This is a genomic window from Shewanella sp. S23-S33, assembly GCF_043359565.1.
In the GTDB taxonomy this organism is placed as follows: Bacteria; Pseudomonadota; Gammaproteobacteria; order Enterobacterales; family Shewanellaceae; genus Shewanella; species Shewanella oncorhynchi.
Window position 1 is genome coordinate 93,347 of record NZ_JBHFFD010000050.1, and the last position, 25,853, is coordinate 119,199.

At 44.9% G+C, this 25,853-nt stretch carries 26 protein-coding genes; 16 read left to right on the forward strand and 10 right to left on the reverse strand.

Annotation, left to right across the window (positions count from 1 at the left end; genetic code table 11):
* Position 1: 1 nt before the first annotated feature.
* Both ACHA99_RS13295 and ACHA99_RS13300 read left to right on the forward strand, forming a co-directional pair.
* On the forward strand, positions 2–493 hold the full coding sequence (locus tag ACHA99_RS13295) for a nuclear transport factor 2 family protein (RefSeq protein ID WP_028760847.1): 492 nt from the start codon (positions 2–4) through the stop codon (positions 491–493).
* 126 nt (positions 494–619) lie between these two features.
* On the forward strand, positions 620–1,048 hold the full coding sequence (locus ACHA99_RS13300; protein WP_113940677.1) for a hypothetical protein: 429 nt from the start codon (positions 620–622) through the stop codon (positions 1,046–1,048).
* Between the two features lie 99 nt (positions 1,049–1,147).
* Here the strand turns inward: ACHA99_RS13300 and tyrS are convergent, their stop codons facing one another.
* Positions 1,148–2,341: a tyrosine--tRNA ligase gene (gene tyrS, locus ACHA99_RS13305; protein WP_131523049.1), complete on the reverse strand. Its 1,194-nt coding sequence runs from the start codon at positions 2,339–2,341 to the stop codon at positions 1,148–1,150.
* Between the two features lie 126 nt (positions 2,342–2,467).
* Between tyrS and ACHA99_RS13310 the strand changes: the two genes are divergently transcribed.
* The 5 genes from ACHA99_RS13310 (at position 2,468) to ACHA99_RS13330 (ending at position 7,141) form a co-directional block, all read left to right on the forward strand.
* Positions 2,468–3,874 carry a peptidoglycan DD-metalloendopeptidase family protein gene (locus ACHA99_RS13310; protein WP_219252987.1) on the forward strand — a complete coding sequence of 469 codons (1,407 nt, stop codon included), beginning with the start codon at positions 2,468–2,470 and terminating at the stop codon, positions 3,872–3,874.
* 20 nt (positions 3,875–3,894) lie between these two features.
* Positions 3,895–5,004, forward strand: a complete 1,110-nt coding sequence (locus ACHA99_RS13315) for an anhydro-N-acetylmuramic acid kinase (protein ID WP_372838025.1) — start codon at positions 3,895–3,897, stop codon at positions 5,002–5,004.
* Between the two features lie 433 nt (positions 5,005–5,437).
* Entirely contained in the window at positions 5,438–6,133 is a 696-nt protein-coding gene (gene aqpZ, locus ACHA99_RS13320; protein ID WP_393943219.1) for an aquaporin Z, read from the forward strand.
* Positions 6,134–6,285: 152 nt separating this feature from the next.
* Positions 6,286–6,666 carry a DUF2750 domain-containing protein gene (locus ACHA99_RS13325; RefSeq protein WP_028760853.1) on the forward strand — a complete coding sequence of 127 codons (381 nt, stop codon included), beginning with the start codon at positions 6,286–6,288 and terminating at the stop codon, positions 6,664–6,666.
* A 25-nt stretch (positions 6,667–6,691) separates the two neighbouring features.
* Positions 6,692–7,141, forward strand: a complete 450-nt coding sequence (locus ACHA99_RS13330; RefSeq protein ID WP_393943221.1) for a hypothetical protein — start codon at positions 6,692–6,694, stop codon at positions 7,139–7,141.
* Positions 7,142–7,257: 116 nt separating this feature from the next.
* Here the strand turns inward: ACHA99_RS13330 and erpA are convergent, their stop codons facing one another.
* Both erpA and ACHA99_RS13340 read right to left on the reverse strand, forming a co-directional pair.
* Positions 7,258–7,608 carry an iron-sulfur cluster insertion protein ErpA gene (gene erpA / locus ACHA99_RS13335; protein ID WP_393943223.1) on the reverse strand — a complete coding sequence of 117 codons (351 nt, stop codon included), beginning with the start codon at positions 7,606–7,608 and terminating at the stop codon, positions 7,258–7,260.
* On the reverse strand, positions 7,601–8,404 hold the full coding sequence (locus tag ACHA99_RS13340; RefSeq protein WP_011846148.1) for a DUF6776 family protein: 804 nt from the start codon (positions 8,402–8,404) through the stop codon (positions 7,601–7,603). The genes erpA and ACHA99_RS13340 overlap by 8 nt, the downstream gene beginning before the upstream one ends.
* 74 nt (positions 8,405–8,478) lie before the next feature.
* Between ACHA99_RS13340 and ACHA99_RS13345 the strand changes: the two genes are divergently transcribed.
* The 4 genes from ACHA99_RS13345 (at position 8,479) to nhaD (ending at position 14,865) form a co-directional block, all read left to right on the forward strand.
* Complete coding sequence (locus ACHA99_RS13345; RefSeq protein ID WP_006080740.1) at positions 8,479–10,203, forward strand: chloride channel protein; 1,725 nt, start codon at positions 8,479–8,481, stop codon at positions 10,201–10,203.
* Positions 10,204–10,479: 276 nt separating this feature from the next.
* Complete coding sequence (locus ACHA99_RS13350) at positions 10,480–11,499, forward strand: aspartate carbamoyltransferase (protein WP_006080739.1); 1,020 nt, start codon at positions 10,480–10,482, stop codon at positions 11,497–11,499.
* Between the two features lie 26 nt (positions 11,500–11,525).
* Positions 11,526–12,818: a glutamate-1-semialdehyde 2,1-aminomutase gene (gene hemL / locus ACHA99_RS13355; protein WP_393943226.1), complete on the forward strand. Its 1,293-nt coding sequence runs from the start codon at positions 11,526–11,528 to the stop codon at positions 12,816–12,818.
* A 799-nt stretch (positions 12,819–13,617) separates the two neighbouring features.
* Positions 13,618–14,865: a sodium:proton antiporter NhaD gene (gene nhaD / locus ACHA99_RS13360; RefSeq protein ID WP_028760859.1), complete on the forward strand. Its 1,248-nt coding sequence runs from the start codon at positions 13,618–13,620 to the stop codon at positions 14,863–14,865.
* A 107-nt stretch (positions 14,866–14,972) separates the two neighbouring features.
* Here the strand turns inward: nhaD and ACHA99_RS13365 are convergent, their stop codons facing one another.
* Both ACHA99_RS13365 and ACHA99_RS13370 read right to left on the reverse strand, forming a co-directional pair.
* Positions 14,973–16,058 carry a general secretion pathway protein GspB gene (locus ACHA99_RS13365; RefSeq protein ID WP_393943228.1) on the reverse strand — a complete coding sequence of 362 codons (1,086 nt, stop codon included), beginning with the start codon at positions 16,056–16,058 and terminating at the stop codon, positions 14,973–14,975.
* The gene (locus ACHA99_RS13370) at positions 16,058–17,731 is read right to left on the reverse strand and encodes an ExeA family protein (protein ID WP_263140543.1); all 1,674 of its coding nucleotides are present in this window, start codon (positions 17,729–17,731) and stop codon (positions 16,058–16,060) included. Before ACHA99_RS13370 ends, ACHA99_RS13365 begins: the two co-directional genes overlap by 1 nt.
* A gap of 178 nt (positions 17,732–17,909) precedes the next feature.
* Here ACHA99_RS13370 and ACHA99_RS13375 point away from each other — a divergent pair, with 178 nt between their 5' ends.
* Positions 17,910–19,160, forward strand: a complete 1,251-nt coding sequence (locus ACHA99_RS13375) for a multifunctional CCA addition/repair protein (RefSeq protein ID WP_393943231.1) — start codon at positions 17,910–17,912, stop codon at positions 19,158–19,160.
* A 233-nt stretch (positions 19,161–19,393) separates the two neighbouring features.
* The gene (locus ACHA99_RS13380; protein ID WP_006080732.1) at positions 19,394–19,660 is read left to right on the forward strand and encodes an Lpp/OprI family alanine-zipper lipoprotein; all 267 of its coding nucleotides are present in this window, start codon (positions 19,394–19,396) and stop codon (positions 19,658–19,660) included.
* A gap of 621 nt (positions 19,661–20,281) precedes the next feature.
* Here ACHA99_RS13380 and ACHA99_RS13385 read toward each other — a convergent pair.
* The 4 genes from ACHA99_RS13385 to folB form a co-directional block, all read right to left on the reverse strand.
* The gene (locus ACHA99_RS13385) at positions 20,282–21,124 is read right to left on the reverse strand and encodes a putative RNA methyltransferase (protein ID WP_393943233.1); all 843 of its coding nucleotides are present in this window, start codon (positions 21,122–21,124) and stop codon (positions 20,282–20,284) included.
* Between the two features lie 118 nt (positions 21,125–21,242).
* Positions 21,243–22,043 carry an undecaprenyl-diphosphate phosphatase gene (locus ACHA99_RS13390; protein ID WP_173246178.1) on the reverse strand — a complete coding sequence of 267 codons (801 nt, stop codon included), beginning with the start codon at positions 22,041–22,043 and terminating at the stop codon, positions 21,243–21,245.
* A gap of 18 nt (positions 22,044–22,061) precedes the next feature.
* Positions 22,062–22,565 (reverse strand): 2-amino-4-hydroxy-6-hydroxymethyldihydropteridine diphosphokinase, encoded by a 504-nt coding sequence (folK, locus tag ACHA99_RS13395; RefSeq protein ID WP_113940689.1) that lies wholly within the window; start codon positions 22,563–22,565, stop codon positions 22,062–22,064.
* A 68-nt stretch (positions 22,566–22,633) separates the two neighbouring features.
* The gene (gene folB, locus ACHA99_RS13400) at positions 22,634–22,984 is read right to left on the reverse strand and encodes a dihydroneopterin aldolase (protein ID WP_028760866.1); all 351 of its coding nucleotides are present in this window, start codon (positions 22,982–22,984) and stop codon (positions 22,634–22,636) included.
* 268 nt (positions 22,985–23,252) lie between these two features.
* On the opposite strand from folB, the gene plsY reads away from it, so the two are divergent.
* Positions 23,253–23,864, forward strand: a complete 612-nt coding sequence (gene plsY, locus ACHA99_RS13405; protein ID WP_028760867.1) for a glycerol-3-phosphate 1-O-acyltransferase PlsY — start codon at positions 23,253–23,255, stop codon at positions 23,862–23,864.
* An 82-nt stretch (positions 23,865–23,946) separates the two neighbouring features.
* On the opposite strand, the gene tsaD is transcribed toward plsY, so the two are convergent.
* A complete protein-coding gene (gene tsaD / locus ACHA99_RS13410; protein ID WP_071939217.1) occupies positions 23,947–24,963 on the reverse strand; it encodes a tRNA (adenosine(37)-N6)-threonylcarbamoyltransferase complex transferase subunit TsaD in 1,017 nt (338 codons plus the stop codon).
* 215 nt (positions 24,964–25,178) lie between these two features.
* Here tsaD and rpsU point away from each other — a divergent pair, with 215 nt between their 5' ends.
* Both rpsU and ACHA99_RS13420 read left to right on the forward strand, forming a co-directional pair.
* Complete coding sequence (gene rpsU / locus ACHA99_RS13415) at positions 25,179–25,394, forward strand: 30S ribosomal protein S21 (RefSeq protein WP_006080725.1); 216 nt, start codon at positions 25,179–25,181, stop codon at positions 25,392–25,394.
* A gap of 6 nt (positions 25,395–25,400) precedes the next feature.
* On the forward strand, positions 25,401–25,844 hold the full coding sequence (locus ACHA99_RS13420) for a GatB/YqeY domain-containing protein (RefSeq protein WP_028760869.1): 444 nt from the start codon (positions 25,401–25,403) through the stop codon (positions 25,842–25,844).
* Positions 25,845–25,853 lie beyond the last annotated feature (9 nt).

Here is a 25,853-nt window from a genome sequence, read left to right on the forward strand (position 1 = left end):
TTTGCGAATATTGTGTTTTATTTTGTGCCTCATTTTTGTTCCAGCCCTCAATCCTGCAGCGGCGCAAGCCAACTCAGGTGAAATGCCACAAGAACAGCAGTTAGCCGTAAAATATATGAATGCGCTAACTGAACACGACTATAAGACACTGCGAAAATTCTATAACCGCGAAAGCGTCTTCTTCGACAAAACCGCCAACCGAAAATACACTGGCGGCCGCTTCATCATCGACTTCCTTGAGCGCGCCCACGAGGGCGTGCTCGAGTACAACTTCAACATAGAGCATATGTATAACGCAGGCTCTTTAGTAGTGATGATAGGTAACTATCATTTCAAGGGTCCAGGTGAACAATTTGGCAAACCGGGGAAAATCATCGATGTTGCGATACCTGGTGTGACAAGCCTTAAGATCGACATGCTCAATCGCAGAGTAACGGAACATGTCGACCTAATCGATTACCAGACCATGTCAGACCAATTAGCGATGCAGTAGTCACAAAATTTACCCGTCTTTGAAACTTGATCCCTAAAAACGAGTCGAAACTAACAATGAGTCAATACCACTGCGTATTTTACCTTTGAAAAATTGACTGAGCCGTTTCGTTTCAATGAGGTTTGTATGAAGTTTTTTGGATTGATTGCCCTACTCGCCCTTAATGGCTTAATACTGGCCCCCAAAGCACAGGCCTTACAGCCCATTATCGTTTCCTACGCCGTTCAGCCAGTAAGCCATTTTAATCAACAACTACGTACCGCTCAGGCACAACATCAGCCTTGGTCGGAAGATCCCAATAAAATCAGCAGCCAATATGCAGGCAACAAATTTACCTTAGTGCGAACTCAAACCAATAAAGACGGCATTTTAACCTATCAAGTGAGCGAGCTTTCCAAGCAGCATCCACAGATGCTGTTGATTATCTCACTGAAACAAAACGCTAAACTTTGGCAGGTAAGTTCGGCCCAATTGGCATGGAAATGCAGTGGTGGGCAACACTTTGGCACCGACAGATGTAATATCGCCGAGCATGAGGCCAGCACAGCGCCTTAATCTTGTATTGTCAAAAGATTCAAAAACAAAGAGCGCCCTAAGGCGCTCTTTTTGTTCGTTTAAACTTACTGTAGCGTAAACCTAACTAAACCAACGTCACTATACCAAAGTCACTTTGGCAAACTTACGTTTACCGACTTGGAATACAGCAACAGTACCCGCTAACAAAGTCACACGGCTATCTTCTAGTTTTTCGCCGTCCATCTTTACCGCGCCTTGCTTGATCATCCGCATCGCTTCTGAAGTCGATGACACTAAGTCCGCGTCTTTCAACAGATTGGCAATCGCAATACCTTCACCCGCAGCTAACTCAATTTCTTCGATATCATCGGGGATCATGCCCTTAGAACGATCGACAAAGGCTTGATGCGCACTTTCGGCAGACGCTGCATCGTGGAAACGTGTGATAATTTCCTTAGCTAAGGCGATTTTAGTGTCACGTGGGTTAGACCCATTCGCCACATCTTGCTTAAACTGTTCAATTTCAGCCAGTGGGCGGAATGACAGTAGTTCAAAGTAACGCCACATCAAGTCATCCGAAATTGACATCAGCTTGCCAAACATTTCGTTGGCAGGTTCGCTCACGCCAATATAGTTATGCGCCGATTTAGACATTTTCTTCACGCCATCTAAACCTTCAAGCAGCGGCATCATGATCACAGCTTGTGGCTTTTGGCCTTCGGCTTTTTGCAGTTCACGGCCCATTAACAGGTTGAACTTTTGATCTGTACCACCCAGCTCAACATCGGCCTGTAGCGCAACTGAGTCATAGCCCTGAAGTAAAGGATACATAAACTCATGAATCGCAATAGACTGACCCGAGGCATAACGCTTCTTAAAGTCATCACGCTCCATCATACGAGCCACAGTTTGCTTAGACGCGAGACGGATCATACCAGCGGCGCCCAATGGCTCTAACCAGCTTGAGTTGAATTCGATACGAGTCTTAGCAGGATCGAGGATCTTGTAAACCTGTTCTTTATAGGTTTCTGCGTTCGCTAAAACTTGTTCACGGGTGAGCGGCGGACGTGTGCTATTTTTACCACTTGGGTCCCCCACCATACCAGTAAAGTCACCAATCAAAAAAATGACTTCATGACCTAACTCTTGGAATAATCTTAATTTATTCAAGATTACTGTGTGTCCAAGATGGATATCCGGAGCGGTAGGGTCAGCGCCTAACTTAATACGGAGTGGACGTCCTTCTTTGAGTTTTTCCAGCAGATCCGCTTCGAGTAAAATCTCATCGGTACCACGTCTAATTTCTGCTAATACTTGGTCTAAATCAGCCATCTCGGCAGGGACTCCTAAGGCCATGATCATAAAATGAAGAGACTTATGTTACTTGTTAGCCACCACAATTGAAAGTGTGTACACTAACGGGATTATTTAAGTCTCTGGTTATTGGTATCGGCGTCAATGGGAAAGGTTATAACGTTATTTAAATTGTTGCCTAAAAAGCATCAAATTCTCCTTAGCATTCTTTCAGTTATCACAATGATAACCATGCTTCTACCTTCTGAAGAAGCGCAAGCTTCAAGACAAACCACTAGCATTGATGACCAAGCTCAAATCAACACCCGTTATGATGTGCCCTTAGCTTTTCGCTCGCCTGAACGCCCTGAGTTGCCAGAAGGTCAAACTGATAATGCTCCGACAACGGCTGAACCGTTATCCTCACCCGATGCGCTCGCTGCTGCTGGAGCTAATAATCAAGCCGCAGGATCCCACGAAAGCGCTCTTCACAGAGATGTCGAACATTTTAACGTCAAAAATGGTGATACTTTAGCCGCGGTATTTGACCGCGCTGGCTTAACCAGCAAAGATGTTTATGAAATCACCCAGTTGCCTTTAGCCAAGCAAAACTTGCTTAAGATAATGCCGGGCGAAGAAATTGTGATTTCAAAGGATGCAAACGGTAATTTGACTGAAGTGCGTTATCGGGTCGATGCTATTTCCACGCTAGTCATCACTAAAAGCCAAGAGCAATACAACGAAAAAATCTCCGAAAAGGATGTGGAAATCCGCAACCATTTCACCAGTGCCAAAATTAAGAGCAATTTCTGGAATGCCGCCGTCGATGCAGGCATGTCTGCCAACCAAATATTACAATTATCGACCGTATTCGGCTGGGATATCGACTTTGCCTTAGACTTACGCGAAGGCGACAGCTTCGCCATTATTTACGAGCAAGAATATGCCGATGGTGAATTTTTGCGTAATGGCAATATCTTAGCTGCAGAATTTGTTAACCAAGATGAGCGCTATACTGCCATTCGCTATACCGACGGTAACTATTATTCCGAAAATGGCACTAGCATGCGTAAAGCCTTCCTGCGCTCACCGGTCGATTTTAAGTATGTCAGCTCCAACTTTAACCCAAGACGTTTGCACCCAGTGACAGGCCAAGTCAAAGCCCATCGGGGTGTAGACTATGTCGCAGCCATTGGCACGCCCATTAAAGCTGCGGGTAGTGGACGCGTTATTGAGTCTGGTTATAATCAATTCAACGGTAACTATGTGTTTATTAAACATAACGATACCTATACCACCAAATATCTACACCTCACAAAACGTAATGTCAGCAAAGGCGCCAACGTTAAGCAAGGACAAATTATTGGTACTTTAGGTAAAACAGGCCGTGTCACAGGGGCTCATTTACATTACGAATTTATCGTCAATGGCGTACACCGCAACCCGAGAACGATTACGCTACCGAAATCCGAATCAATTGCGAGAAAAGAAAAAAATCAATTCGATGCACTTAGCAAGCAATTGATGACTACACTTTCGCAAAACAAGCAAACGCAATTGGCAATGCAATAACGACGGATGGATTCCTCCCAATGAAAAACGCTTATTATATTGGACTTATGTCAGGCACCAGCATGGACGGTGTCGATGCAGTATTGGTCGACTTTTCAGGCGCACAGCCGCAGCTTATCGCCAGCCATACCGAAGCTATTCCGAGCCATTTGCTCAAAGGTCTACAGCGCCTGTGCTTACCAAGCTCAGATGAAATTAACCGCCTCGGCCGTTTAGATCGTAATGTGGGTCAGCTGTTTGCCTTAGCAGTCAATAATCTGATGGCTAAATGTGCTATTGCGAAAGAAGATGTCATCGCCATTGGTAGCCATGGTCAAACTGTGCGCCATATGCCAAACCTCGAAGTGGGTTTTACCTTACAAATTGGCGATCCTAATACTATTGCGACCGAAACAGGCATAGATGTCATTGCCGATTTTCGTCGCAAAGATATTGCTCTTGGTGGGCAAGGTGCGCCCTTAGTGCCCGCATTCCACCAGCAAACCTTTGCCCAAGTCGGTAAAAAACGTGTCATCCTCAATATTGGTGGTATTGCCAATATCACCTATCTGCCGGGCAATAGCGAAGAAGTTTTAGGCTTTGATACAGGGCCTGGCAACACCTTAATTGATGCCTGGATGCAACAGGTTAAAAGTGAGCCCTTCGATAAAAATGGCGAATGGGCTGCATCCGGAAAAACTGATCAAAGCTTATTAACTCAGCTGCTTTCGCATCCGTATTTTTCCCTTGCTTACCCTAAAAGCACTGGTCGCGAACTGTTTAACCAAGCTTGGTTAGAGCAGCAATTATCGCCCTTTAATCATTTAGATGAAGAAGATATTCAATCAACTTTATTGGATTTAACCTGCCACAGCATAGCCCAAGACATTATAAAACTATCCAATGAAGGGGAATTATTCGTCTGTGGCGGCGGTGCATTTAATGGTCAACTGATGCAGCGTCTTGCAGCCTTATTACCAGGTTATAAGCTGGATACTACCTCGGCCCTTGGCGTCGATCCTAAGTGGGCAGAAGGCATCGCCTTTGCCTGGCTCGCCATGCGCAATCACTTAGATTTACCCGCTAATCTCCCTGCAGTAACAGGCGCCTCCCGCGAAGCCGTACTCGGCGGACGATTTAGCGCTAAGTAATTAGCCTTCGCAAAATACTAAAGCGATAACCTAAACAAGAGCTTCTACATGAAGCTCTTGTTGTCTTTAAAAGACAAACTAATCTTTTCCCCTCTTCCTGCCTAAATTTATCAAGAAAATCAGCAGCTATTTTAAAGCCATCTATTCTTAATTACTGAAGCATTTAGTGACAGAAGCATGAGTAAAAAAGTTTCGTCACTGAAGCTTAATCAAGTCTCACTATAGTAAAAATGGATACAGGATATTGCTCTAAACAGCTCAAACACTTAGGAATAGCCTCATAGGCGTCCAATAAGAAACTGGTTTTAAGGGAACTCATGTCTACAGCGCGATTTTGCTCACTCAGACAAGATCCGCTAATAGGCAGGTAAATTAGGAATAAAGACGCACTGATTAACAAACAAACGTCTTTAAAAGAATAGGAAATCAAACAATGAACATGTCACAAAAAATGGCGGCAGAATTTCTTGGCACCTTATGGTTAGTCCTTGGAGGGTGTGGTAGTGCTGTACTTGCCGCCGCATATCCAGAAGTAGGAATAGGCTTACTCGGCGTCGCTTTAGCTTTTGGATTAACCGTATTAACCATGGCCTTTGCGATTGGCCATATTTCAGGTTGTCATCTCAACCCTGCAGTGTCATTCGGCCTTTGGGCTGGGGGACGTTTTCCGGCAGCAGAATTATTGCCCTATATCGTAGCCCAAGTCGCGGGTGGAATTGTTGGCGCTGGCATCTTGTATCTCATCGCTTCAGGACAAGAGGGATTTTCACTCGCGGGCGGATTTGCCTCTAACGGTTTTGGTGAGCACTCACCAGGTGGCTATAGCATGCTGTCGGTGATGATTTGTGAAATCGTTATGACACTGTTCTTCTTGATTATTATTTTAGGCGCCACCGATGAGCGAGCGCCTAAAGGATTTGCCCCAATTGCCATAGGGTTAGGTTTAACCTTAATTCACCTTATTAGTATTCCTGTGTCCAATACTTCGGTAAACCCAGCGCGTAGCACAGGCCCTGCACTGTTTGTCGGTGACTGGGCGGTATCACAACTCTGGTTGTTCTGGGTAGCACCGATTGTCGGCGCTATTTTGGCGGGCTTTATCTATCGCTACTTCCGCGCGGCAGAATAAAAGCCGAAGATCTAACACAACAGCGCTCTCTTGGCGCTGTTGTTCTTTTTCTAATCCCGCTCTAATGTTACCATTTAGCCAACTGGCGAATTTTGCTGTGCGACTAAAGACACAACAGGCTTCGCCCTATCCAAGCAAAAGAGATATTTTTCATGAGCAAGACTGTTAAAAACCTCGCTGAGACAGCAGCAATGACGCCAGAAGCCCGTTACGATTACCTCGTTGAACAAGTTAAAGAACACAAAATACTTTGGACATTACAAGACCAAGACGGTTGCGTGATGTTAACCACTGAAGAAGAAGATTGCATCCCAATGTGGCCAACCGAAGAAGCCGCTGATTCTTGGGCTGTGGATGAATGGAGTGATTGCCAAACGTTAGCGATTCCACTCGACGAATTTCACGAAAGATGGGTGCCAGGCATGGAAGATGACGACCTCTTTGTCGCCGTATTCCCAGTATTAGATGATTTAGGTGTGGTAATCCCGCCTTATGAGTTAGATCAAAGATTAGCGCCGAAGCAAAGCCACTAATCGCTATCGCTAAACGAGAATGCCTATGAGCGAGCAAAAATCAGCGATACAGACACCAGAGGCAAGTACAGCCCTGAGTCAGCACTTTCCGAAACGACTCATTGCCCTATTGCTAGTGTATGTTGTTGCGTCAGTGAGTGGCTTAGTCGCTAAACAAGGCGTGTTATTTTGTCTACTGACACTCTTGATGGTGATTGCCATTATTGGTCGACAAAAGGCGGCGCTTATCATGCTGCGTGGCTACACAGTCGTGCAGCTTGGCTTGATTAGCATGTTGCCAGTGATCATGTACGATCCCGGCAATTTAGTGGTAGGCCCGACGACGGTGCATTTAGGTGAATGGCAGGGAAAACTGCCTGACTATGTGATTTTTATCGCTTTGATCGTCTTGTCATTACTGCAAGTTTGGATAGCCTTTGATAAAAAGGTAAAGGCATGGTTTAAACCTAAGCTTAACCTGAACATCATGAACTAAGCTCTTGTAGAAAATAAATTTAGCCCAACAAAAAGCCGTCATTGCGACGGCTTTTTTGATCTCACTCTACGCCTAAAAAGATGCAAAGTTAGTCATCATTAAACAGAAAAACTTTTTTACACAGAGAAACTGGCACCACAGCCACAAGTTGTGGTTGCGTTAGGGTTTTTCACGAAGAAGCGAGAACCTTCGAGTCCTGAAGTGTAATCCACTTCACCACCGACTAAATATTGTAGGCTCATAGGATCGACAACCAAGAGAACGCCTTGTTTTTCTATCGTAAAATCGCCGTCATTGACCTTTTCATCAAAGGTAAAGCCGTACTGAAATCCAGAACAACCACCACCAGTCACATAGACTCGTAGCTTAAGTGCAGGATTTTGCTCTTCTTCCAGCAAACCTTTCACCTTAGCGGCTGCCGCATCGGTAAATTGGATTGGCATTGCTGCATCAGCTTGATCAGTCATTACTACCTCTTACATCAGTTTTCTGGGGCAAATTATCCTTTACCTGACTGTTTTGTTCAAGTATTACCCGTGGTTCTTTTTCACCCTGTAATAACTCAGGGGCACTATAGACATGTTCTGTCTGCGAATTCTTGGTCCAGCGGCTCGAAGGCACCAGCACTTTGACTTTCACTTGCTGTAAACTAAAGCCAGCAGGAACAGTGACCTTGGTATCTATGACCTGAAAATAGCGAAAATCAAATTCCAACTTAGAGCCCGTGAGTTTGTTCACACTCAAGCTAACGGATTTACCCTCCTGCACGCCAATTAATGTCAATTCGACTCGACCTTGAATCGCTTGCTTGCGCTTTTGCAACTGAGTCAACACCAGTTTGAGATTGTACTCATCGGCTAAAACGCCCGGCGTCATTTCAAGTCCGTGGATGGCGACACCTTCGGCATTATCATCCGGTGTCATAATGCTACGGTAAAACGCCAGCTCATGTTCCAATTCTTTTTGCTTTTTCATCTGCTGGCCAAACATATCTTGCATTTGGGCGTTAGCCTCACGCTCGACGGACAGCTCTAGATTTCGGGTCGCTAGTAATTGGGTCTGTGTTTCTAATTCAGCACTCAAGCGTTGGGCTTTGCTGCTGATGTGTTTAACCACGGGCTCATCACTGCTTAGTAGCAGAAAACTTATCCAAGCCCCAAAAAGAATAGAAACTAACACTAAAAGCGATAAATACACTGAAGATGGACGATACTTGAGATCCATCACTTGCAGCCGATCTAGCCAACGATGATAATTTGGCATTAGGTAACAGCCCCTTATATAAAATACAATCAACTCAAGAACGAGTTCGATACAATACAACTCAGGCCAATGCAGTGCAATTAACGATAAATAAAGTCGCTATTCAACATGCCATAGTCACAGCCAAAAAGTATTTAACCAATGAGCTACGTGACCATTTATCCCAAGCGAGGATCAGTGCACAACTGTGCATACTGGCACTGCTGTTTGCCATTTTCGCATCCTGCGTGATCTTACTGTTTCGACTCTTGCTCGTTTGGGCCAATCATTACACCCAAATACAGGCGCTGGATTTTACGGGGAACGTCGCCGACTGGCGAGCCCTGTTACCACTTTTAGGCGCAATATTAATTTGGATTGTGGCTAAGCTAGGCTCCAAACGTTATAAGCGTATGGGAATAGCCTATGTGTTACATAGAGTTAAATTGCACTATGGTAAAATTCCGTTGCAATCTGCCGTAGGGCAATTTTTTCAAGCATTATTCGCCCTCGGCACCAATTTCTCCGTCGGCCGTGAAGGTCCTGCTATTCATCTGGGTGCTGTCAGTGCCAGTTTTCTCGCCGAAAAATTCAATCTTCCCGATAACAGTGTGCGTATTATGTGCGCCAGTGGCATTGCCGCAGGGATTGCCGCGACCTTTAACGCGCCCTTGGCGGCAGTGATTTTTGTCCTCGAAGTGATTGTCCGCGAATATAAAGTCCATTACTTCTTCCCGATTATGCTCTCCGCAATTTGTGGCGCGGTTTCAAGCCAATTAGTGTTTGGTAATGTGCACGAATTTGACCGTATTCAAGTGATCCACATTCCCTTAGATCACTACCCTATTCTCGCCATCGGCGGCGTGGTATTGGGCTGCGCTGCGGCGCTGTTTAATTACTCACTCTTAAAAGTCACCGCGACGGGGCAAAACTGGCCACTCATCTACCGACTATTATTGGCGGGCAGCGTCACCACACTAATCGGTCTAGTATTACCGCAAGCCCTTGGCACGGGCGATCTCGCCATTAGCGAAGCGATTAGTCAACATCCAAGCCTATTGCTATTAATCGCCCTATTATTTGCCAAAATCATTGCCACTATTGCGGCGATTGGCTTAGGTATCCCCGGCGGTTTGATTGGTCCACTCTATGGTATCGGCGCGCTGCTCGGGGCGATTTTGGCGCTGATCAGTGCCATCTTATTCCCGTCGATCGCTCCATATGTAGGGCTTTACACTGTGATCGGCATGACGGCCATGATGGGCGTGTGCTTAAGCGCGCCGCTGGCGGCGTTAGTCGCCCTGCTAGAAATGACCAATGATGCCAGTATTATTCTGCCGGCGATGTTTGTGACTATTCCCGCATTTTTAATTGCCTATCAAGGCTTTAAAACTAACTCTATTTTCTTTAAACAATTAGAAATCATGGGGCTAGGCTATAAAGTTGCGCCAGTAAATTTAGCGCTGCAGAAAAAAGGCGTGCGAGCCTTGATGGATAAACGCTTTGTTATCGTCAATAACAACGATGAATTGTTACTCGAAGTGCTTAAACGGGCAGAAGGTCGACCTGTGCTGGTTCGCAATGCCGATGGCGTTATCGAAATGCTCAGCCTTGAAATGCAATCCTACGATGACAGTACCACGCTATCGCGCCATCCCATGCAAGGCTTAAGCGACAGCACTACGCTCAATGAAGCCTATTTACTCTTGTCACCCAAGCGCAGCGGTGAGGTGTTTATCTATCAAGATACGCCCGATAACGTGGTCGGAGTGATCAGTTGGTCGAACCTGCAACAGGAAATTCGCTTAGGCCAAGCCTAGTGCCAATTAATAACATCGATTTAAAACCTGATATCAATTTAAAATCTGATAGTGATGTAAAACCTAATATCGATGCCAAACCTTGATACCAAACCTAAGGCGGCAGATTAAAAGCTTTGGGCTTCATCGCAAAAATCTAACACAGTGGCAATGTGGCTATTTCGTTGCCCCTGTGCTTCTGCTACAATCGCGCCTCAGCCACCCTACATAACATCAGGGCAGATAAGCGCGATACCGCAGCTTAAAATGCCCCCTAGCAAATTGGAAAACAGGCTGATGAATCAGTTCGAAGGATCCCATATCCTCTCCGTAAACCAGTTAGATCTTGACTCAATCCAAACTATTTTTAATGTCGCTAGCCGCATGATGCCCTATGCACTTCGAGAGAAGCGCAATAATGTGCTCGATGGCGCCATTTTAGGTAACCTGTTTTTCGAACCCAGTACCCGTACCCGCGTAAGTTTTGGCTGTGCCTTTAACTTACTTGGCGGCCATGTGCGTGAAACCACAGGTATGGCTTCATCGTCTTTATCTAAGGGTGAATCCCTGTACGATACGGCGCGTGTGTTATCCACTTATTCCGATGTGATTGCCATGCGCCATCCAGACTCTTATTCAGTGAAAGAGTTTGCCGAAGGCAGTCGCGTCCCAGTGATCAACGGTGGCGATGGTTCGAACGAACATCCGACCCAAGCTCTACTCGATTTATACACTATCCAAAAAGAACTCAAATGTGCTGGCCGCGGTATCGATGGCATGCACATAGCAATGGTCGGCGACTTAAAATTTGGCCGTACCGTGCATTCACTATCACGCTTACTCTGCATGTATAAGAACATCAGTTTCACACTGATTTCACCTGCTGAATTAGCTATGCCTGATTATGTGATCTCCGACATTGAAAATGCTGGCCATAGCATCAAAATAACCGACCAGCTTGAAGGCCATTTAGATAAAGCAGATATTCTGTATCTCACTCGCATTCAGGAAGAGCGCTTCCCTTCACAGGAAGAAGCGAATAAGTATCGCGGCAAGTTCCGCTTAAATCGCAGTATTTACACTCAGCATTGCAAATCTAACACTGTCATTATGCATCCGCTTCCAAGGGATTCACGCGCGCAAGCCAATGAGTTAGATAATGATTTGAACAGCCACCCTAATCTCGCCATCTTCAGACAGGCGGATAATGGGCTGTTAATTCGCATGGCTTTGTTTGCATTGACACTCGGCGTTGATCATCAACTCGAAAAATATGAGTGTCCGGTTAATTGGTATTCACGTAAAGCCGATCGCTAGTTGGCTACAGACTTTAAGGACTAAACATGACCCGTTCCGAAGTGCTATTTGAACAGGCTAAAAAAACCATCCCCGGCGGCGTTAACTCTCCGGTTCGTGCATTTAATGGTGTAGGCGGTTCGCCCCTGTTTATTGAAAAAGCAAACGGCGCTTATATTTACGATGCCGATGGCAAAGCTTATATCGACTATGTCGGTTCTTGGGGCCCGATGATCCTCGGCCACAATCACCCTAAAATCCGTGCAGCGGTATTAGCGGCAGTGGAAAATGGCTTGTCTTTTGGCGCACCAACAGAACTTGAAGTACAAATGGCCGAGAAAGTCATCTCTATGGTGCCTTCTATCGAGCAAGTTCGTATGGTGAGCTCAGGTACGGAAGCCACTATGAGCGCCATTCGTTTAGCACGCGGTTTTACTAATCGTGACAAGATCTTAAAATTCGAAGGTTGTTACCACGGCCATGCGGATTGCCTGTTAGTTAAGGCAGGTTCTGGCGCACTAACTTTAGGCCAACCTAGCTCACCCGGTATTCCAGAAGATTTCGCCAAGCACACCTTAACGGCTGTGTATAACGACTTAGATTCTGTCAGAACCCTGTTCGAGCAGTATCCAACTGACATTTCTTGCATCATCATCGAGCCCGTTGCTGGCAACATGAACTGTATTCCACCTATCCCAGGTTTCCTTCAAGGTCTGCGTGATATTTGTGATGAGTTCGGCGCCTTAATGATCATCGACGAAGTGATGACAGGGTTCCGCGTATCACAAAGCGGCGCTCAAGGTTACTACGGCGTCACCCCTGACTTGACCACGCTTGGTAAAGTCATTGGTGGCGGTATGCCAGTGGGGGCCTTCGGTGGCCGTAAAGATGTGATGCAATTTATCGCCCCTACGGGTCCGGTTTACCAAGCGGGTACGTTATCGGGTAACCCCATTGCGATGTCAGCGGGTCTGGCACAAATGGAAGCCCTGTGTGAAGAAGGTCTATACGAAGCACTGAGCGCGAAAACCAAACGTATTGCAGAAGGCTTTAAAGCTGCTGCGGATAAGCACGGTATTCCAATGGCGATCAACTATGTTGGTGGTATGTTCGGTTTCTTCTTCACGGAACAACCCAAGATCACTCGTTTCGATCAAGTGACCCAATGCAATATCGAACAGTTCCGTATTTTCTACCACGGCATGCTAAATGAAGGTGTTTACTTAGCGCCAAGTGCCTATGAAGCAGGCTTCCTATCAATGGCCCATGGCGAAGAAGAAATGCGCTTAACCTTAGAAGCGGCAGATCGCGTATTGGCGAGCATGAAAGCGGCAAGCTAAGCCTAAGCTTTAGTATTTAAGCCGTTTAAACATAACAAAGGGACGCCAATGCGTCCCTTTGCTTTTATTCGATTTAATTAGCTTTGTGTCACTTTAATAACGATCAGACTTTTTAGAACCTAAAGCCGATTTAAATATTTTCGCAGCTACCATAAATTGTAAGGTCAAGTGGATATGCTCAATAACGTGCTAAGGCCAACCCATCACGCCCAGCGCAATAAGCTGCTTGCCACAATACGTTAACCAAACGAGTGAGCCTAAAAGCAAAAGACTCCAGATAACAAATGTCATTTTCCTCTACTTCAAAAACACAACATCCAGTATTGATACCCAAACAAGCTCAAGACGCAGAATTCTGCGGGACTGAGTGCTAAGAGCACTCAACTTCCGAGCGGGCACTCATTCAAAAGGTAAGCATTAAAAATGCCTGCCTACATAGGCATGACAATTCAGGAATATCGCCCTGAATAAAAATTAATTGAAGAATATGCAAACTAACTGCTTAGACTTTAATCGTAGATCTCACTTTTAACGCGGTAATCAAATCAAACAATACAGTTAATAACGCTGCAATAATCACAAAAACCAATATATAAAACTAATTGGCAACCAAAAAGCATGAGATAGACATCACAAAGAAGCATTAAATTGAGTTACAGCTAACAGTTGCGTTCTCTAGCCCATTATGTTCTGATCCGCACGCGCTAACACGGCTAGCTTAATTTAGCCTTGATATGCCCAATCTTTAGGTTGACTCAAGTCGCCCTACGACATCAAAACAGCAGTTGGAATTGCAGTTATGTTAAATACCTTTCTCATCTTACTGGCCGTGCTCGCATTGCTCAGTATTATTTTCGAAGAAGTGACCCACCTTAATAAAGCAAAAACCACCTTATTCTTTGGTTGTATCTCTTGGGTAGCGCTGTTTATGGCTGCAGGGGAACCGGCTAATGAGAAAATCGTTGCCCATCAGCTCAATGAAAATTTGCTCGAGATTGCCACACTTTGGCTCTTTCTGATGTCGACCATGACCTTCGTAGCATATTTGAATGCTAAGGGTATGATCCAAATCATGGTGCAAAAGCTGTTTCCGCAGAAAGTATCAGTGCGTATGTTAATGATCCAAGTCGCCCTGTTTGCACTCGTGCTCTCAGCATTTTGTGATAACGTCACCGCGACTTTAGTGTCTTTAGGTTTATTAACCACCTTTAAACTCGATAAGCAAATGCGCCGTAGAATGGCAGTGTTGATTATCTTCGCGGTGAACTCAGGCGGTGTGGCCCTGATCACTGGTGATGTGACGACACTAATGATCTTCTTAGCTGGGCATGTGCATATGTCTGAACTATTGATGTTGTTTATCCCTTCAGCCGTCAGCGTGATTTTACTGGCAACCCTATTCTCACTCAAAGCCGAAGGTGTTGTGAGCACGACGCCAATCAAACATACTTATCAAACCGTTGATGTATTGATTGCCCTCGTCTTCTTCTGCACCATTTTAATGACCATGCTACTCAACATATTGTTTGGTATCCCGCCAGTGTTAACCTTCTTAACGGGTCTATCAATTATGTTCCTGATTGGCCATACCACGCGCAGTGATAAAGAAGAAATCAAGATCCTAGAGTATATTCGCCAAGTTGAATACGACACCCTGTTGTTCTTCTTAGGTATTTTACTGCTCGTTGGTATGCTTAAAGAAATTGGCACCTTAGACATGTTGACTGAAGCTTATACTCAGTTTAATCCAAACATCTCTAACTTCGTCACGGGTATGGGCTCAGCCTTAATTGATAACGTACCGCTAACAGCGGCATTGTTAAAAGCCAATCCAGTGCTGAGTACTCCTGAATGGCTTGGCTTGACTTACAGCGTCGGAGTCGGTGGTTCACTGCTGATTATCGGTTCAGCATCAGGTATTGTAGCCATGAGTAAAGTGAAAGAACTGACTTTTGTGAGTTACTTGAAATATGTTCCTGCACTTTTCCTCTGCTACAGCGTCGGTTACGCACTGACCCTATTCTTAGCCAACAGACTGTTTGATTAAGTTGAGATTAGCTGAGATCAAAAAAGGCGCCTAGTGCGCCTTTTTTATCAACTACTTATTCATTGTTACCACAAATAACCGCTAGCATGACTTATCGTAATACCTGATTAGATTGCGGGCACCTTAAACTGGGTTCCTTGAATATCTAATACTATGTCCCTTGGACGAATAGAGATGATTTTCAGCTTACCAGCAATCATATCCCCTTCTTGTAACTCAGTACCGTCTACATTCAGCCATCTCTGGGCAGGGTCGCTGGAATAAACATGAGCAACGATATTAAATTCAGGCACTTGCAATTGCAGACCTGCAGGTAATTGGCCGTATTTCGGAATTTCATCCGCAGCAGTTTTAGGAATAGGATCTAATTTAGCTTCAGTGACATTCGTCTCTGCAGCATTAACATATTCCACATCCTTTAATGCATTTTGAAAGGAAGCCACTAACTTATCTTCATCGCGACTTTTATTGGTCTCTAAACCGACATCTTCCGCCGCGGCACTGACTTGCTGACGCAGGGCTTCAAGACTCGCTAGACCCGACTCATTGGCATTAGCACCTAACATCATAGGCTGCTGTGCTTGCGTCTCTGCTGGCACAACCGCTTCCTGACTTGCCGCATCGACTTGGGCTGACGTCGACATATAATCTGCGTAGCTTGAATCACTAAAACCCGAATTGCTATCACTTTGAGCTGGCATGCCAACAGAATTGGTCGTTATATTCGCGCTAGCATTCATTTGAGGCGCATTTGATACTACAGTCTCAGCCTGAAATTGCGGCGATACCGTGAGCTCAGGTAAAGTCTGCGTCCGAGGAAGCGCCACTTTCCCTGCAAGCCGAACACCTGAAGCAGCACTGGGCTCAACTTGGATCTCAGAGGCAGATCCTACCGCGGTTGACGGAAGTTCATTTTTAATCCCAGTAGAAGGTGGCAATGATGAAGTTGATGGCAGTATGTTAGCCACTGCCACAGTATCACTTTGGGGAGGTCGAGTTTTATCCCAAACGCTTAATCCCCAAGCCACACCAATTCCAGCGGCAACTGCAACGACTAATAAAGACAGTTTTCCTATCGGCACACCCGATTTACGAGGCTGTGGATAATTCGCCCTTGGCGTCATCACAGCATCAGGTAACGGTGATTGTTGCTGTTGTTTATTGCGGGTTACGGCATCGAGTAAAATGGACATCAGCTGCGCGCCCCATCATCAGTTAACCTTGGGCCTTGCTGACTTAAATACAAATTTAATCTCACTAATGTTTGATTCCCTGCAATACCATCGGCTTTTAATCCATGCTGACTTTGGAAGGTTTTAAGATCATTTTCCAATTGCACATCAAATTGATTAACCCGACGGGGGCTACGACCATTCACATGGGCTAACGCATTCTCTAACCACTGTAATTGACCAGGACTCGATTTTTGACTGATATCCATCATAGGCAAATTAGGTGCTTGCCATAATATTTCGAAGGTGCCACTGAAATGTTGATTAAACCAAGCTCTATCAACCCAAAGTTGCTGCTCACCCAGTTGCATCAGTAATTGTTCCCCCTCTACCGCAAGCACTGCACCATAAAAATCTTGTTGCTTGTCATCAACCAAATACACGACAGCCGGATAATTAAGCCGAGTCAGTGACATCCAGTTACCCTGCTGTTGATAGCAAGCTAATCCTTGCTCAACCGCCGATTGGCAAGCCGTCAAGCCTTTATAGGGCACTTTGCCCCACACGCTAAACAAACCTGCAAAAGCAGTATCGATATTGCGACTCTGATTAATCGCCTCGTTTAACAGACGTTGATTAGGATCGGGAATGGAAGTCTGACCGCTTGGTTGATTAGTCGGTTTTACTGACTTATCAGCGACGCCTTCACCACCCAAGGTTTGAGCATTTAATGACGCCACATTTGTTGGCACAGACTCAGTAACCAAATTGGACGCTGGCGCCGTATTGACTGACTTATCAGTAAATAACCAATAAGACACACCAAACGCAACACATAACGCCGCAGCGGTTGCTGTCGGCCACAGATACCTATTTTGAGTCGGTTCTTCTTCACCTAATACTTCAGCCGCGGCTTGCCGCACCATATGATGATCTATGGGCACCCGCGATTGTGCATAGCCTGCCATCAGTGAACGTTCACATAAAAGGTTAATTAATCGAGGGATGCCGCCGCTGTATTTCTGCAAAACGTTAACGGCTTTACGGGTGAATAAAGGCTCAAACCGCCCAGCCACTTGCAAACGATGCAGCACATAGAGGGCGATTTCATCTTCATTGAGCGGCAATAAATGATAACGAGCCGTGATCCGCTGGGCTAACTGACGCAATTCTTGGCGCTTCAATAACAGCTGTAATTCCGGCTGACCGATTAAAATCACCTGCAGTAACTTCTTAGTGTCCGTCTCCAAATTAGTCAGAAGACGCAATTGCTCCAGCACCTCAGGACGTAAATGCTGTGCTTCATCGATAATGAGCACGGTATTACGACCTTTGCTGTGATTCGCCAATAAAAAACGGCTCAAGTGATCAGTCAATTGCTTGAGTGTAGGATTATCGCCGTAGGAAATCTTAAGCTCATCACAAAGTGTTGCAAGTAATTCAAGCTCAGTTAACGACGGATTAAGGATAAAAGCAGTATCGGTATTGTCGGGCAATTGCCCAAGTAAACAGCGAGATACTGTTGTTTTACCCGTGCCGACTTCCCCTGTTAACAACACAAAGCCGCCCGTTTCCCCTAACCCATAGGTTAAATGGGCTAACGCCTCTCTGTGCCTATCACTCAGAAACAAATAATGGGGATTGGGTGCAATTGAAAAAGGGTTATCGCTGAGTCCGTAAAAGGCCTTGTACATACCACCAATCATCCTAATTTAAAAATAACGCCCCACGTTAAAGCGTCCCAATGTTATTGTCAAAATATCTGCAACATCAATGTGACAGATAAGTGCGCAAATATCTCGCGACGACTTTATCCATCATCTTAATGAGCGTGATAAGCTATGTTCATGACACATTAGCCGAATCTTGCCTGTGAAAATATATCTCGTCGGCGGTGCTGTACGTGACAGCCTGCTCAATCTTCCCATTAAAGATAAAGATTACCTCGTCGTTGGAGCAACACCAGAACAAATGTTGCAACAGGGTTACCGCCAAGTGGGTAAAGATTTCCCCGTATTTCTACATCCCAAAAATCAACAAGAATATGCTTTAGCCCGAACCGAACGAAAAATTGGTCTGGGTTATGGTGGTTTTAGCTGCCACGCCAGCCCTGATGTTACTTTAGAACAAGATTTGTTGCGCCGAGATCTAACCATCAATGCGATCGCCCAAGATGAAAAGGGCAACTTATATGATCCTTTTAATGGTATTGAGGATATTAACGCGCGCCTGTTACGCCATGTGTCGGATGCTTTCGTTGAAGATCCACTGCGAGTGTTACGCGTCGCCCGCTTTGCCGCAAGGTTTCATGCCTTAGGATTTCAAATTGCCGCAGAAACCCTGGCACTGATGCGTCAAATTAGCGCAAGCGATGAGCTTAACGCGTTAACGGCGGAGCGAGTTTGGCAAGAAGTTGATAAAAGTTTAGGCGGACCTCACCCAGAGGTCTTTTTTGAGGTACTTCACCAATGTGGCGCACTCGAAGTCCTATTCCCTGAAATTCACGCCTTATTTGGCATACCTCAACCTGAAAAATGGCATCCTGAAATAGATACTGGCGTGCATACCTTAATGGTGCTCGCTCAAGCCGCACTGCTGACTGAGGATAAAAGCGTTCGGTTTGCCGCCCTAGTACATGATTTGGGCAAAGCACTGAGTCCAAAAGAGCATTTACCAAAGCATCACGGCCACGGCCAGAAAGGCTTGCCACTCATAAAAGCCCTCTGTACACGTTTACGAGTACCGAATGAGGCACGCGATCTGGCGTTGCTCGTCAGCGACCAACATCAGAACGTCCATCAGGCATTCGAGCTCAGAGCCGAAACTATCGTTAAAATATTCGATAAAGCTGACTTTTGGCGTAAACCAGAGCGCTTAACGCAACTTATATTAGCTTGCACCGCAGATATGCGTGGCCGCACAGGATTTGAAAACATCCCATATCCTCAGGGAGAGTATTTAACTCAGTGCTTCACTGTCGCCAATAATGTCGATATTGCCGCCATCATTGCCACTGGTTTCCAAGGCGCAGAGATAAAACAAGCCTTAAATTTACATCGAGTTGAAGCCGTCAGTCAGTTTAAACAAAAAATGCAAACAAAACTGCCGATGGACAACCAGTAATTTGTAAAGGATTTGTAAGTCGTGCATCACTGCATGGTGAATAATACCCCTTTTTACGATTAGAAATGTCGATATCACATAGAAAAAAAGCTTTTAAAAAAAATTTATATGCCTATAGTGGTTAAACACATTAATATTCGTAGCAAATTAAAATAGCTATGTCATAATTAGGCAGTTTCGCTTACAAAGTAACGAAACATTCAAATCCAACCTATTTTAAGGGATTTTTTACAATGAACAAAAAAGTACTGATGATTGCTGGTTTAGCAATGACTGCCCTACTAGGTGGTTGCGCGAACACTACTGCTCTGGAAGAAAGCGTTGCAACTCTGGGCAACAAAGTTGATCAATTGTCAGCTGATGTTGGTTCTCTGAAATCAGAGCAAAGCAAACTGTCTGCAGACGTTAAAGATGCAAAAGCAGCATCTATGGACGCACAAGCAGAAGCTAAACGCGCAAACGACCGTTTAGACAACGTTGCTTCTCGTTACAAGAAGTAATGAAAGGTAATTTAGCTTACTATTTAGTAAGTTAAGACAAAAGGCTTAAGAAAGATGAAAGCGATAAGCACATCAATCTAAGCCTTTTTTTATGCCTGCAACTTAAGATTGCCATGCAAAGAATAGCGAATGCGGCAATACAAAATCGCTAAATTGATTTTAAACTTCCAAAGGCATGTTAAAGGCGATTCGCCTACCTCCCCCTAAAAGTTAGCCTTGGCATACTTCTGTATAAACGAGTGCTATTCCTCTTTTAAATAAAGTCGCGTTATTAATCTAACCTTCTCGTTTGCGTTTTTAAGCATCCATAACAATCAGCCTCCTTTATCATAAAAAATGTATTTATGGAAAGTGAAAGCTATTAATTTAAAGCACAGCTATAGATAAAAAAATCGAGGCTACATGGGAAACAAAGGCAATAAGAAGGTTGTATTTGTCACTGAATAAATAGGCCTAAAGTTAAAAACAATAACACCTTCAGCCTATCCAACATAAAAATAACATAAAAACATCAAACAGAATCATAGACTTGAGTAATATAGCCTTTTAAAACATCAAAAAACCATCTAACTAAGCCTATGAATTGTCTTAAAATTAACCGCATTGACTGCAAGTTTTAACCTATAGCGATTCACTCACCCGTTTATGTGCCAAGACTAATACATAGTCAATTTCTAGTAACTCAAAATGATTAGCTTGAATATCGTGTTTCATCTTGTCAGTTGCACGCCACGCATAGGGTGCCATATCCAATAACGTTAATGCCTGTTCACCTGTAACTGATAAAGTAAAGCGCAGTGACTGAGTTTCTTTTACCAATAATGCTGAGGGTAAATTCACTTGGAAAGGTTTTTCAGCCAAGTCGGAATAAATATATTCTCTGAGTTGCCATAGATGTCGTGGCCCAGGCATAACCAGTAACATGGTCCCATCATCTTTCAATACCCTGACAGACTCTTTTCCCTTTAACGGCCTATCAATAACAGTAATAAAATCCACACAATTATCGGCAAAGGGTAATTTTTTAGAAGAGCTTAAACACAAGATCCCAGGAGTCTGCGCTTTTGCTGCAGCAAAAATAGCATTTTCTGCGTCCGCTACACCCACGTACTGGACGTTTCGCGGATTTTCGACCTCTGCCAACTTGGAAGCCAAAGCACGCAAATAGAAGCCCTCAGCGCATTCATAATCCAATAAACAAGCGTCAGGCTTGATAGAGCCGGTGATTATCTCAGCCAATTTATCGATTAAAGGCGAAAAGATGCCTGATTCGAGAAGAAAACGCTTAGCCCTAACTTGCTCGCGCGAATCCCCTGTCGGCTTTTGGCGTTGTGGTTTAGTGAAAACCCAATAACCTTGCTCATTTCGATCAAAATGATGCTTATTTGCACAATAAAAACCTTGGGAGGCTTTGTGTTGTTTTAACGCAAGTCCGCAGGTTGGACACTGATATTCGAGACCCATATAAAGCTCCAAAAATAAGTTAAGCTTCAGAAAAAAGAGGAAGCTCCAAAAACAAAAATCGGGTACTTGACCCGATTCTATTATTCATAATTTCACTATGATGACTAAACTGGAATGACTACAAAAAAATAAATCCACACAACACAGCACCCAGTGCCAAACGGTAAATAACAAACGGGGTCATTCCCATGCGGCTGATGATTTTCAAGAAATAATGAATACATGCATAAGCTGCAACAAAGGAAATCAAAGTGCCTAAGATCAATGCTTGATAATCAATTGGCAGCGCGCTTTCCGCCAAATCTTTACCCACTAAAATTGCCGCGCCTAAGCTCACAGGCACTGACATTAAGAATGAAAAGCGAGCCGCAGCATCTCGACTCAAACCTAGCATTAGCGCCGCGGTCATAGTGGCACCAGAACGTGAAGTTCCAGGGATTAAAGCAAGCGCCTGGGCGAAACCAATTAACAAGGCTTTGCGCCATCCAGTCTGATAGATTGTTAAATCGCGGCGCGACATCTTATCAGCCCACCACAGCAATAAACCAAAAACGACTGTCGTGACCGCGATAACCTCTGTATTACGTAGGTGAGTTGCAATAAAATCCTTAGCCATAAAACCAAAAAATACAGCGGGTAACGTCGCCAGAATAATCCACCATGCCAGCTTGCTGTCTTCGGATTGCTGACCTTTAAAAATGCTTGCAACCCAAGCATTAAACATAGTCCATAACTCGTGTCTAAAATAAATCACCACAGCAAATAACGACCCTGTATTCACCGCCACGTCGAATGACAAACCTTGATCTTCCCAGCCTAAAAGCTGAGCAGGCAGAATTAAGTGAGCAGAACTAGAAATAGGTAAAAACTCAGTTAGCCCTTGAATAAGCGCTAAAATAATGACCTGAAACGTATCCATGACAATCCTATCAATAAATTAAAACGTCAGCCCTTGGGGCCATTCAAACATCACAGGCCAAAGCCGCTGCGACTCTTTATCATACTCTTGCCACAAACTGGCATAGCTTTTATCAACCACAGGATGAATCAATTCCGGCGCTAACTCGGCTAATGGCCATAACACAAAGGCATTATTAACTATCTCTGCACGGGGGAGCGTAACGGGCGTTTCACATACCACATGGTCATAAAGCAGCAGGTCTAAATCTAAAGTTCTTGGGCTAAACTTCTTCGCCCCGACAAGCCGGCCGTGATTCTGCTCGATTTGCTTAAACTGCGCAACTACCGCAGCAATATTAAGGTCAGTTTCAGCACTAGCAACCATATTCAGAAAGTTAGTGCCACTAAAACCTACCGCTTCACTTTCATACATAGAAGATAGGCGCAGCGGCCCAAAACACGCTCGCAGTGATATTAATCCCGCTTGCAAATGCTGTTCAGGCTCGATATTACTACCTAGACTGATATAAATACGTGCCATGCAATGTCCAATTTATCTGAAGATAAACATGATTTCTTAATCAACAGTCGAGTTGATCAAACTCTTATCTAACGTGAACGCTCTATCTCAACGCCAACCGACGCTGCAGTGGCTACAGCCCCCGGCTTCATCACGACAACTTTCACCCAAGTCACGTTAAATTCTTGAAGTAAGCAATCCGCTACGCGCTCGGCAACCGTTTCGATTAACTCGATTGGATGCTCAGTAATAAGTTCTGTTAATCGATTGGAAACTGTCTCATAGCAAAGCGCATATTGATAATCGTCTGTCGCAGCGGCAAGTTTGTTATCCCACGCCATATCTAAATCTAGCAACAGACTCTGATGGATTGTCTTTTCCCACTCATAGACACCAATCACAGTATCGACGCGTAATTGCCGTATAAGTACTTTATCCATGCTTTCTCCAACTAACTTACTACTATGAGGTCTGATAAGCTAAAAGCGATCCTAGCTGTATAATCCGCAATCTTCTGACAGATAACTAATTTGCTTTCTACTCGAGCCAATCCACAGTAGGATAACGCCCTAAAAGGATTTGCTCATTCAGAAAATATCTCAACCTCAAATGGGCGAGTTATTCCACAAACCTATAGCGGGATTGACAACTGAGTCAGCTTTTTAAATTGTTGCGCGATAATACCTTAAGACGCGTAAGGAAACCAATGTGAGTCCATTAACACTGACACTTTTGATGATTTTGGCCGCCTATTTGGCAGGTTCAATCTCGAGTGCTGTGCTGGTTTGTAGAATGAGGGGTTTACCCGATCCAAGATTACAGGGTTCAGGTAATCCGGGAGCCACCAATGTACTGCGAATTGGCGGCGCGAGTTCGGCTGCCATGGTGTTGTTTTTCGACATGCTCAAAGGCGCCCTGCCATCTTATTTAGCCTATCTGATGGGCATAGATGCAGTCTCACTCGGACTTATCGCTATCGCCGCCTGCCTTGGGCATATTTATCCCGTGTTTTTTGGATTTAAGGGGGGGAAAGGTGTCGCAACAGCTTTTGGTGCTATGGCTCCCATTGGCGATGATTTAGCCATTTGCTTAATGGCATCTTGGATTGTTCTACTCTTAATTAGCCGCTACTCGTCCCTTGCAGCCATTCTGACGGCATTGCTTGCACCACTTTATACTTGGTGGTTAGACGACAGATTTACCATTCCCGTTGCCATGCTATCGACGCTTATCATTATTCGTCATAAAGACAATATCCAACGGCTACTTAAAGGTGAAGAGTCAAAAGTTTCACGTAAAAAAACGCCTAAAAAATCTTAATGTGACAACATTATCCCAATAAAAAACTGCGCTATAAGCGCAGTTTTTTGTCTCAACATAACCTATCAACATCAAAGGCGTTTTATGCCACCGGTGGCAAGGTATCTAACGGCCATCTTGGCTGACCTTTTACCGCCAAATCTTCGTGCTGCCCCGCCTTTAAACGCTGCAATCCTGCAAAGGCAATCATGGCGCCGTTATCGGTACAAAACTCACCACGGGGATAAAATACTTGTCCACCAAGCGAGCTCATCATTTCAGCCAAGGTTTCTCTTAAGCGCGTATTCGCACTCACGCCACCGGCGATCACTAAGCGGTTATAGCCAGTTTGCTTCAGTGCGCGGCGACATTTAATCGCTAGCGTATCAACCACGGCTTCTTCAAAGGCACGGGCAATATTGGCTCGAGTCTGTTCATCGTCAGGTTCGGCAGCAATGGTATTAGCGGTAAAGGTTTTTAGACCCGAAAAGCTAAAATCGAGTCCAGGTCTATCGGTCATAGGCCGCGGAAACTTATACCCTGCAGGTAAACCTTTAGCAGCAAGCTTTGCTAAACGCGGACCGCCGGGATAATCCAGCCCCATTAACTTAGCTGTTTTATCAAACGCTTCACCCGCAGCATCATCAACAGACTCGCCTAATACTTCATAGCGGCCAATTCCATCGACTTTAACCAACATAGAATGGCCACCAGAGACCAATAAGGCCACAAATGGGAACTCGGGCGCGTCATCTTCAAGCATAGGCGCCAGCAGGTGCCCTTCCATATGGTGAACACCGATTGCAGGCTTGTCCCAAGCAAACGCCAGTGACCGCCCCACACAAGCGCCAACAAGCAAAGCACCAATCAAACCAGGGCCCTTGGTATAGGCAATCCCATCGAGATCAGCCATTTCAGTATTTGCATCTTTCAGCGCTTGACGAATAAGCGGCACAATTTTGCGCACATGGTCACGCGACGCCAGTTCAGGCACCACACCACCATAGTCAGCATGCAGCTTAACCTGACTGTATAAAGTATGAGATAATAAGCCCAGTTCATCGTCATAGACGGCGATACCTGTCTCGTCACAGGATGTTTCAATACCTAAAACCCGCATGGTGTCTCATCAATTGCTAACTAAAGGGCGCCAATTCTACCTGCAAGCGCTCGATTACTCCAGTCGCGCAGGCCATATTGAGTCCACTATAGGACTGAGCTCAGTTTTAGGGCTTTACAAGCCTAGGTGTCTCGGTATAAAATTCCGCACCATTTTAAATAGACTTGGTTCGAGCAATTGAACCAGAACAACCTACACCTAAGGGGTGATGGCGTATGCCAATTATTAAAGTACGTGAAAACGAACCATTCGACGTAGCTCTGCGTCGTTTCAAGCGCTCTTGTGAAAAAGCTGGTATTTTAGCCGACGTGCGTGCTCGTGAATTCTACGAGAAGCCAACTACTGCACGTAAGCGCGCAAAAGCAGCTGCAGTTAAACGTTTAGCTAAGAAGCTTTCTCGCGAAAACGCACGTCGCGTACGTTTATATTAATCTCATATGAGCCTAATTGATCAGCTAAAAGACCATATGAAACAGGCCATGATCGCCAAAGAGAAGGCGCGCTTGAGCACTATTCGTATGGCATTAGCCGCCATCAAACAGATTGAAGTGGATACCCGCGAATCTCTGACTGATGAACAGGTTATAGCGGTCTTAACCAAAATGGTGAAACAACGTCGTGACTCGATTGCTCAATTTGAAGCAGCGGGTCGTAACGAGTTGGCCGACGTGGAAGCAGCAGAGATTCAAGTTATTGAAGCTTTCCTGCCTACCCCTCTTACAGAGGCGGAAATCGCGGCGCTCATCGATGCAACTATTGTAGAAGTAGGTGCATCCGCCATGGCGGATATGGGCAAAGTAATGGGAGCATTGAAATCTAAAGTGCAAGGACGTGCAGACATGGGCGCTATCGGCGCTATGATCCGTGCTAAATTGCAATAATTAGCGTTT

Coding starts and splice junctions, on each gene's coding strand:
- ACHA99_RS13300 (WP_113940677.1), top strand. CDS start 620: ATGAAGTTTTTTGGATTGATTGCCCTACTCGCCCTTAATGGCTTAATA.
- tyrS (WP_131523049.1), bottom strand. CDS start 2,341: ATGGCTGATTTAGACCAAGTATTAGCAGAAATTAGACGTGGTACCGAT.
- ACHA99_RS13310 (WP_219252987.1), top strand. CDS start 2,468: ATGGGAAAGGTTATAACGTTATTTAAATTGTTGCCTAAAAAGCATCAA.
- ACHA99_RS13315 (WP_372838025.1), top strand. CDS start 3,895: ATGAAAAACGCTTATTATATTGGACTTATGTCAGGCACCAGCATGGAC.
- aqpZ (WP_393943219.1), top strand. CDS start 5,438: ATGAACATGTCACAAAAAATGGCGGCAGAATTTCTTGGCACCTTATGG.
- ACHA99_RS13325 (WP_028760853.1), top strand. CDS start 6,286: ATGAGCAAGACTGTTAAAAACCTCGCTGAGACAGCAGCAATGACGCCA.
- ACHA99_RS13330 (WP_393943221.1), top strand. CDS start 6,692: ATGAGCGAGCAAAAATCAGCGATACAGACACCAGAGGCAAGTACAGCC.
- erpA (WP_393943223.1), bottom strand. CDS start 7,608: ATGACTGATCAAGCTGATGCAGCAATGCCAATCCAATTTACCGATGCG.
- ACHA99_RS13340 (WP_011846148.1), bottom strand. CDS start 8,404: ATGCCAAATTATCATCGTTGGCTAGATCGGCTGCAAGTGATGGATCTC.
- ACHA99_RS13350 (WP_006080739.1), top strand. CDS start 10,480: ATGAATCAGTTCGAAGGATCCCATATCCTCTCCGTAAACCAGTTAGAT.
- hemL (WP_393943226.1), top strand. CDS start 11,526: ATGACCCGTTCCGAAGTGCTATTTGAACAGGCTAAAAAAACCATCCCC.
- nhaD (WP_028760859.1), top strand. CDS start 13,618: ATGTTAAATACCTTTCTCATCTTACTGGCCGTGCTCGCATTGCTCAGT.
- ACHA99_RS13365 (WP_393943228.1), bottom strand. CDS start 16,058: ATGTCCATTTTACTCGATGCCGTAACCCGCAATAAACAACAGCAACAA.
- ACHA99_RS13370 (WP_263140543.1), bottom strand. CDS start 17,731: ATGTACAAGGCCTTTTACGGACTCAGCGATAACCCTTTTTCAATTGCA.
- ACHA99_RS13380 (WP_006080732.1), top strand. CDS start 19,394: ATGAACAAAAAAGTACTGATGATTGCTGGTTTAGCAATGACTGCCCTA.
- ACHA99_RS13385 (WP_393943233.1), bottom strand. CDS start 21,124: ATGGGTCTCGAATATCAGTGTCCAACCTGCGGACTTGCGTTAAAACAA.
- ACHA99_RS13390 (WP_173246178.1), bottom strand. CDS start 22,043: ATGGATACGTTTCAGGTCATTATTTTAGCGCTTATTCAAGGGCTAACT.
- folK (WP_113940689.1), bottom strand. CDS start 22,565: ATGGCACGTATTTATATCAGTCTAGGTAGTAATATCGAGCCTGAACAG.
- folB (WP_028760866.1), bottom strand. CDS start 22,984: ATGGATAAAGTACTTATACGGCAATTACGCGTCGATACTGTGATTGGT.
- tsaD (WP_071939217.1), bottom strand. CDS start 24,963: ATGCGGGTTTTAGGTATTGAAACATCCTGTGACGAGACAGGTATCGCC.
- rpsU (WP_006080725.1), top strand. CDS start 25,179: ATGCCAATTATTAAAGTACGTGAAAACGAACCATTCGACGTAGCTCTG.
- ACHA99_RS13420 (WP_028760869.1), top strand. CDS start 25,401: ATGAGCCTAATTGATCAGCTAAAAGACCATATGAAACAGGCCATGATC.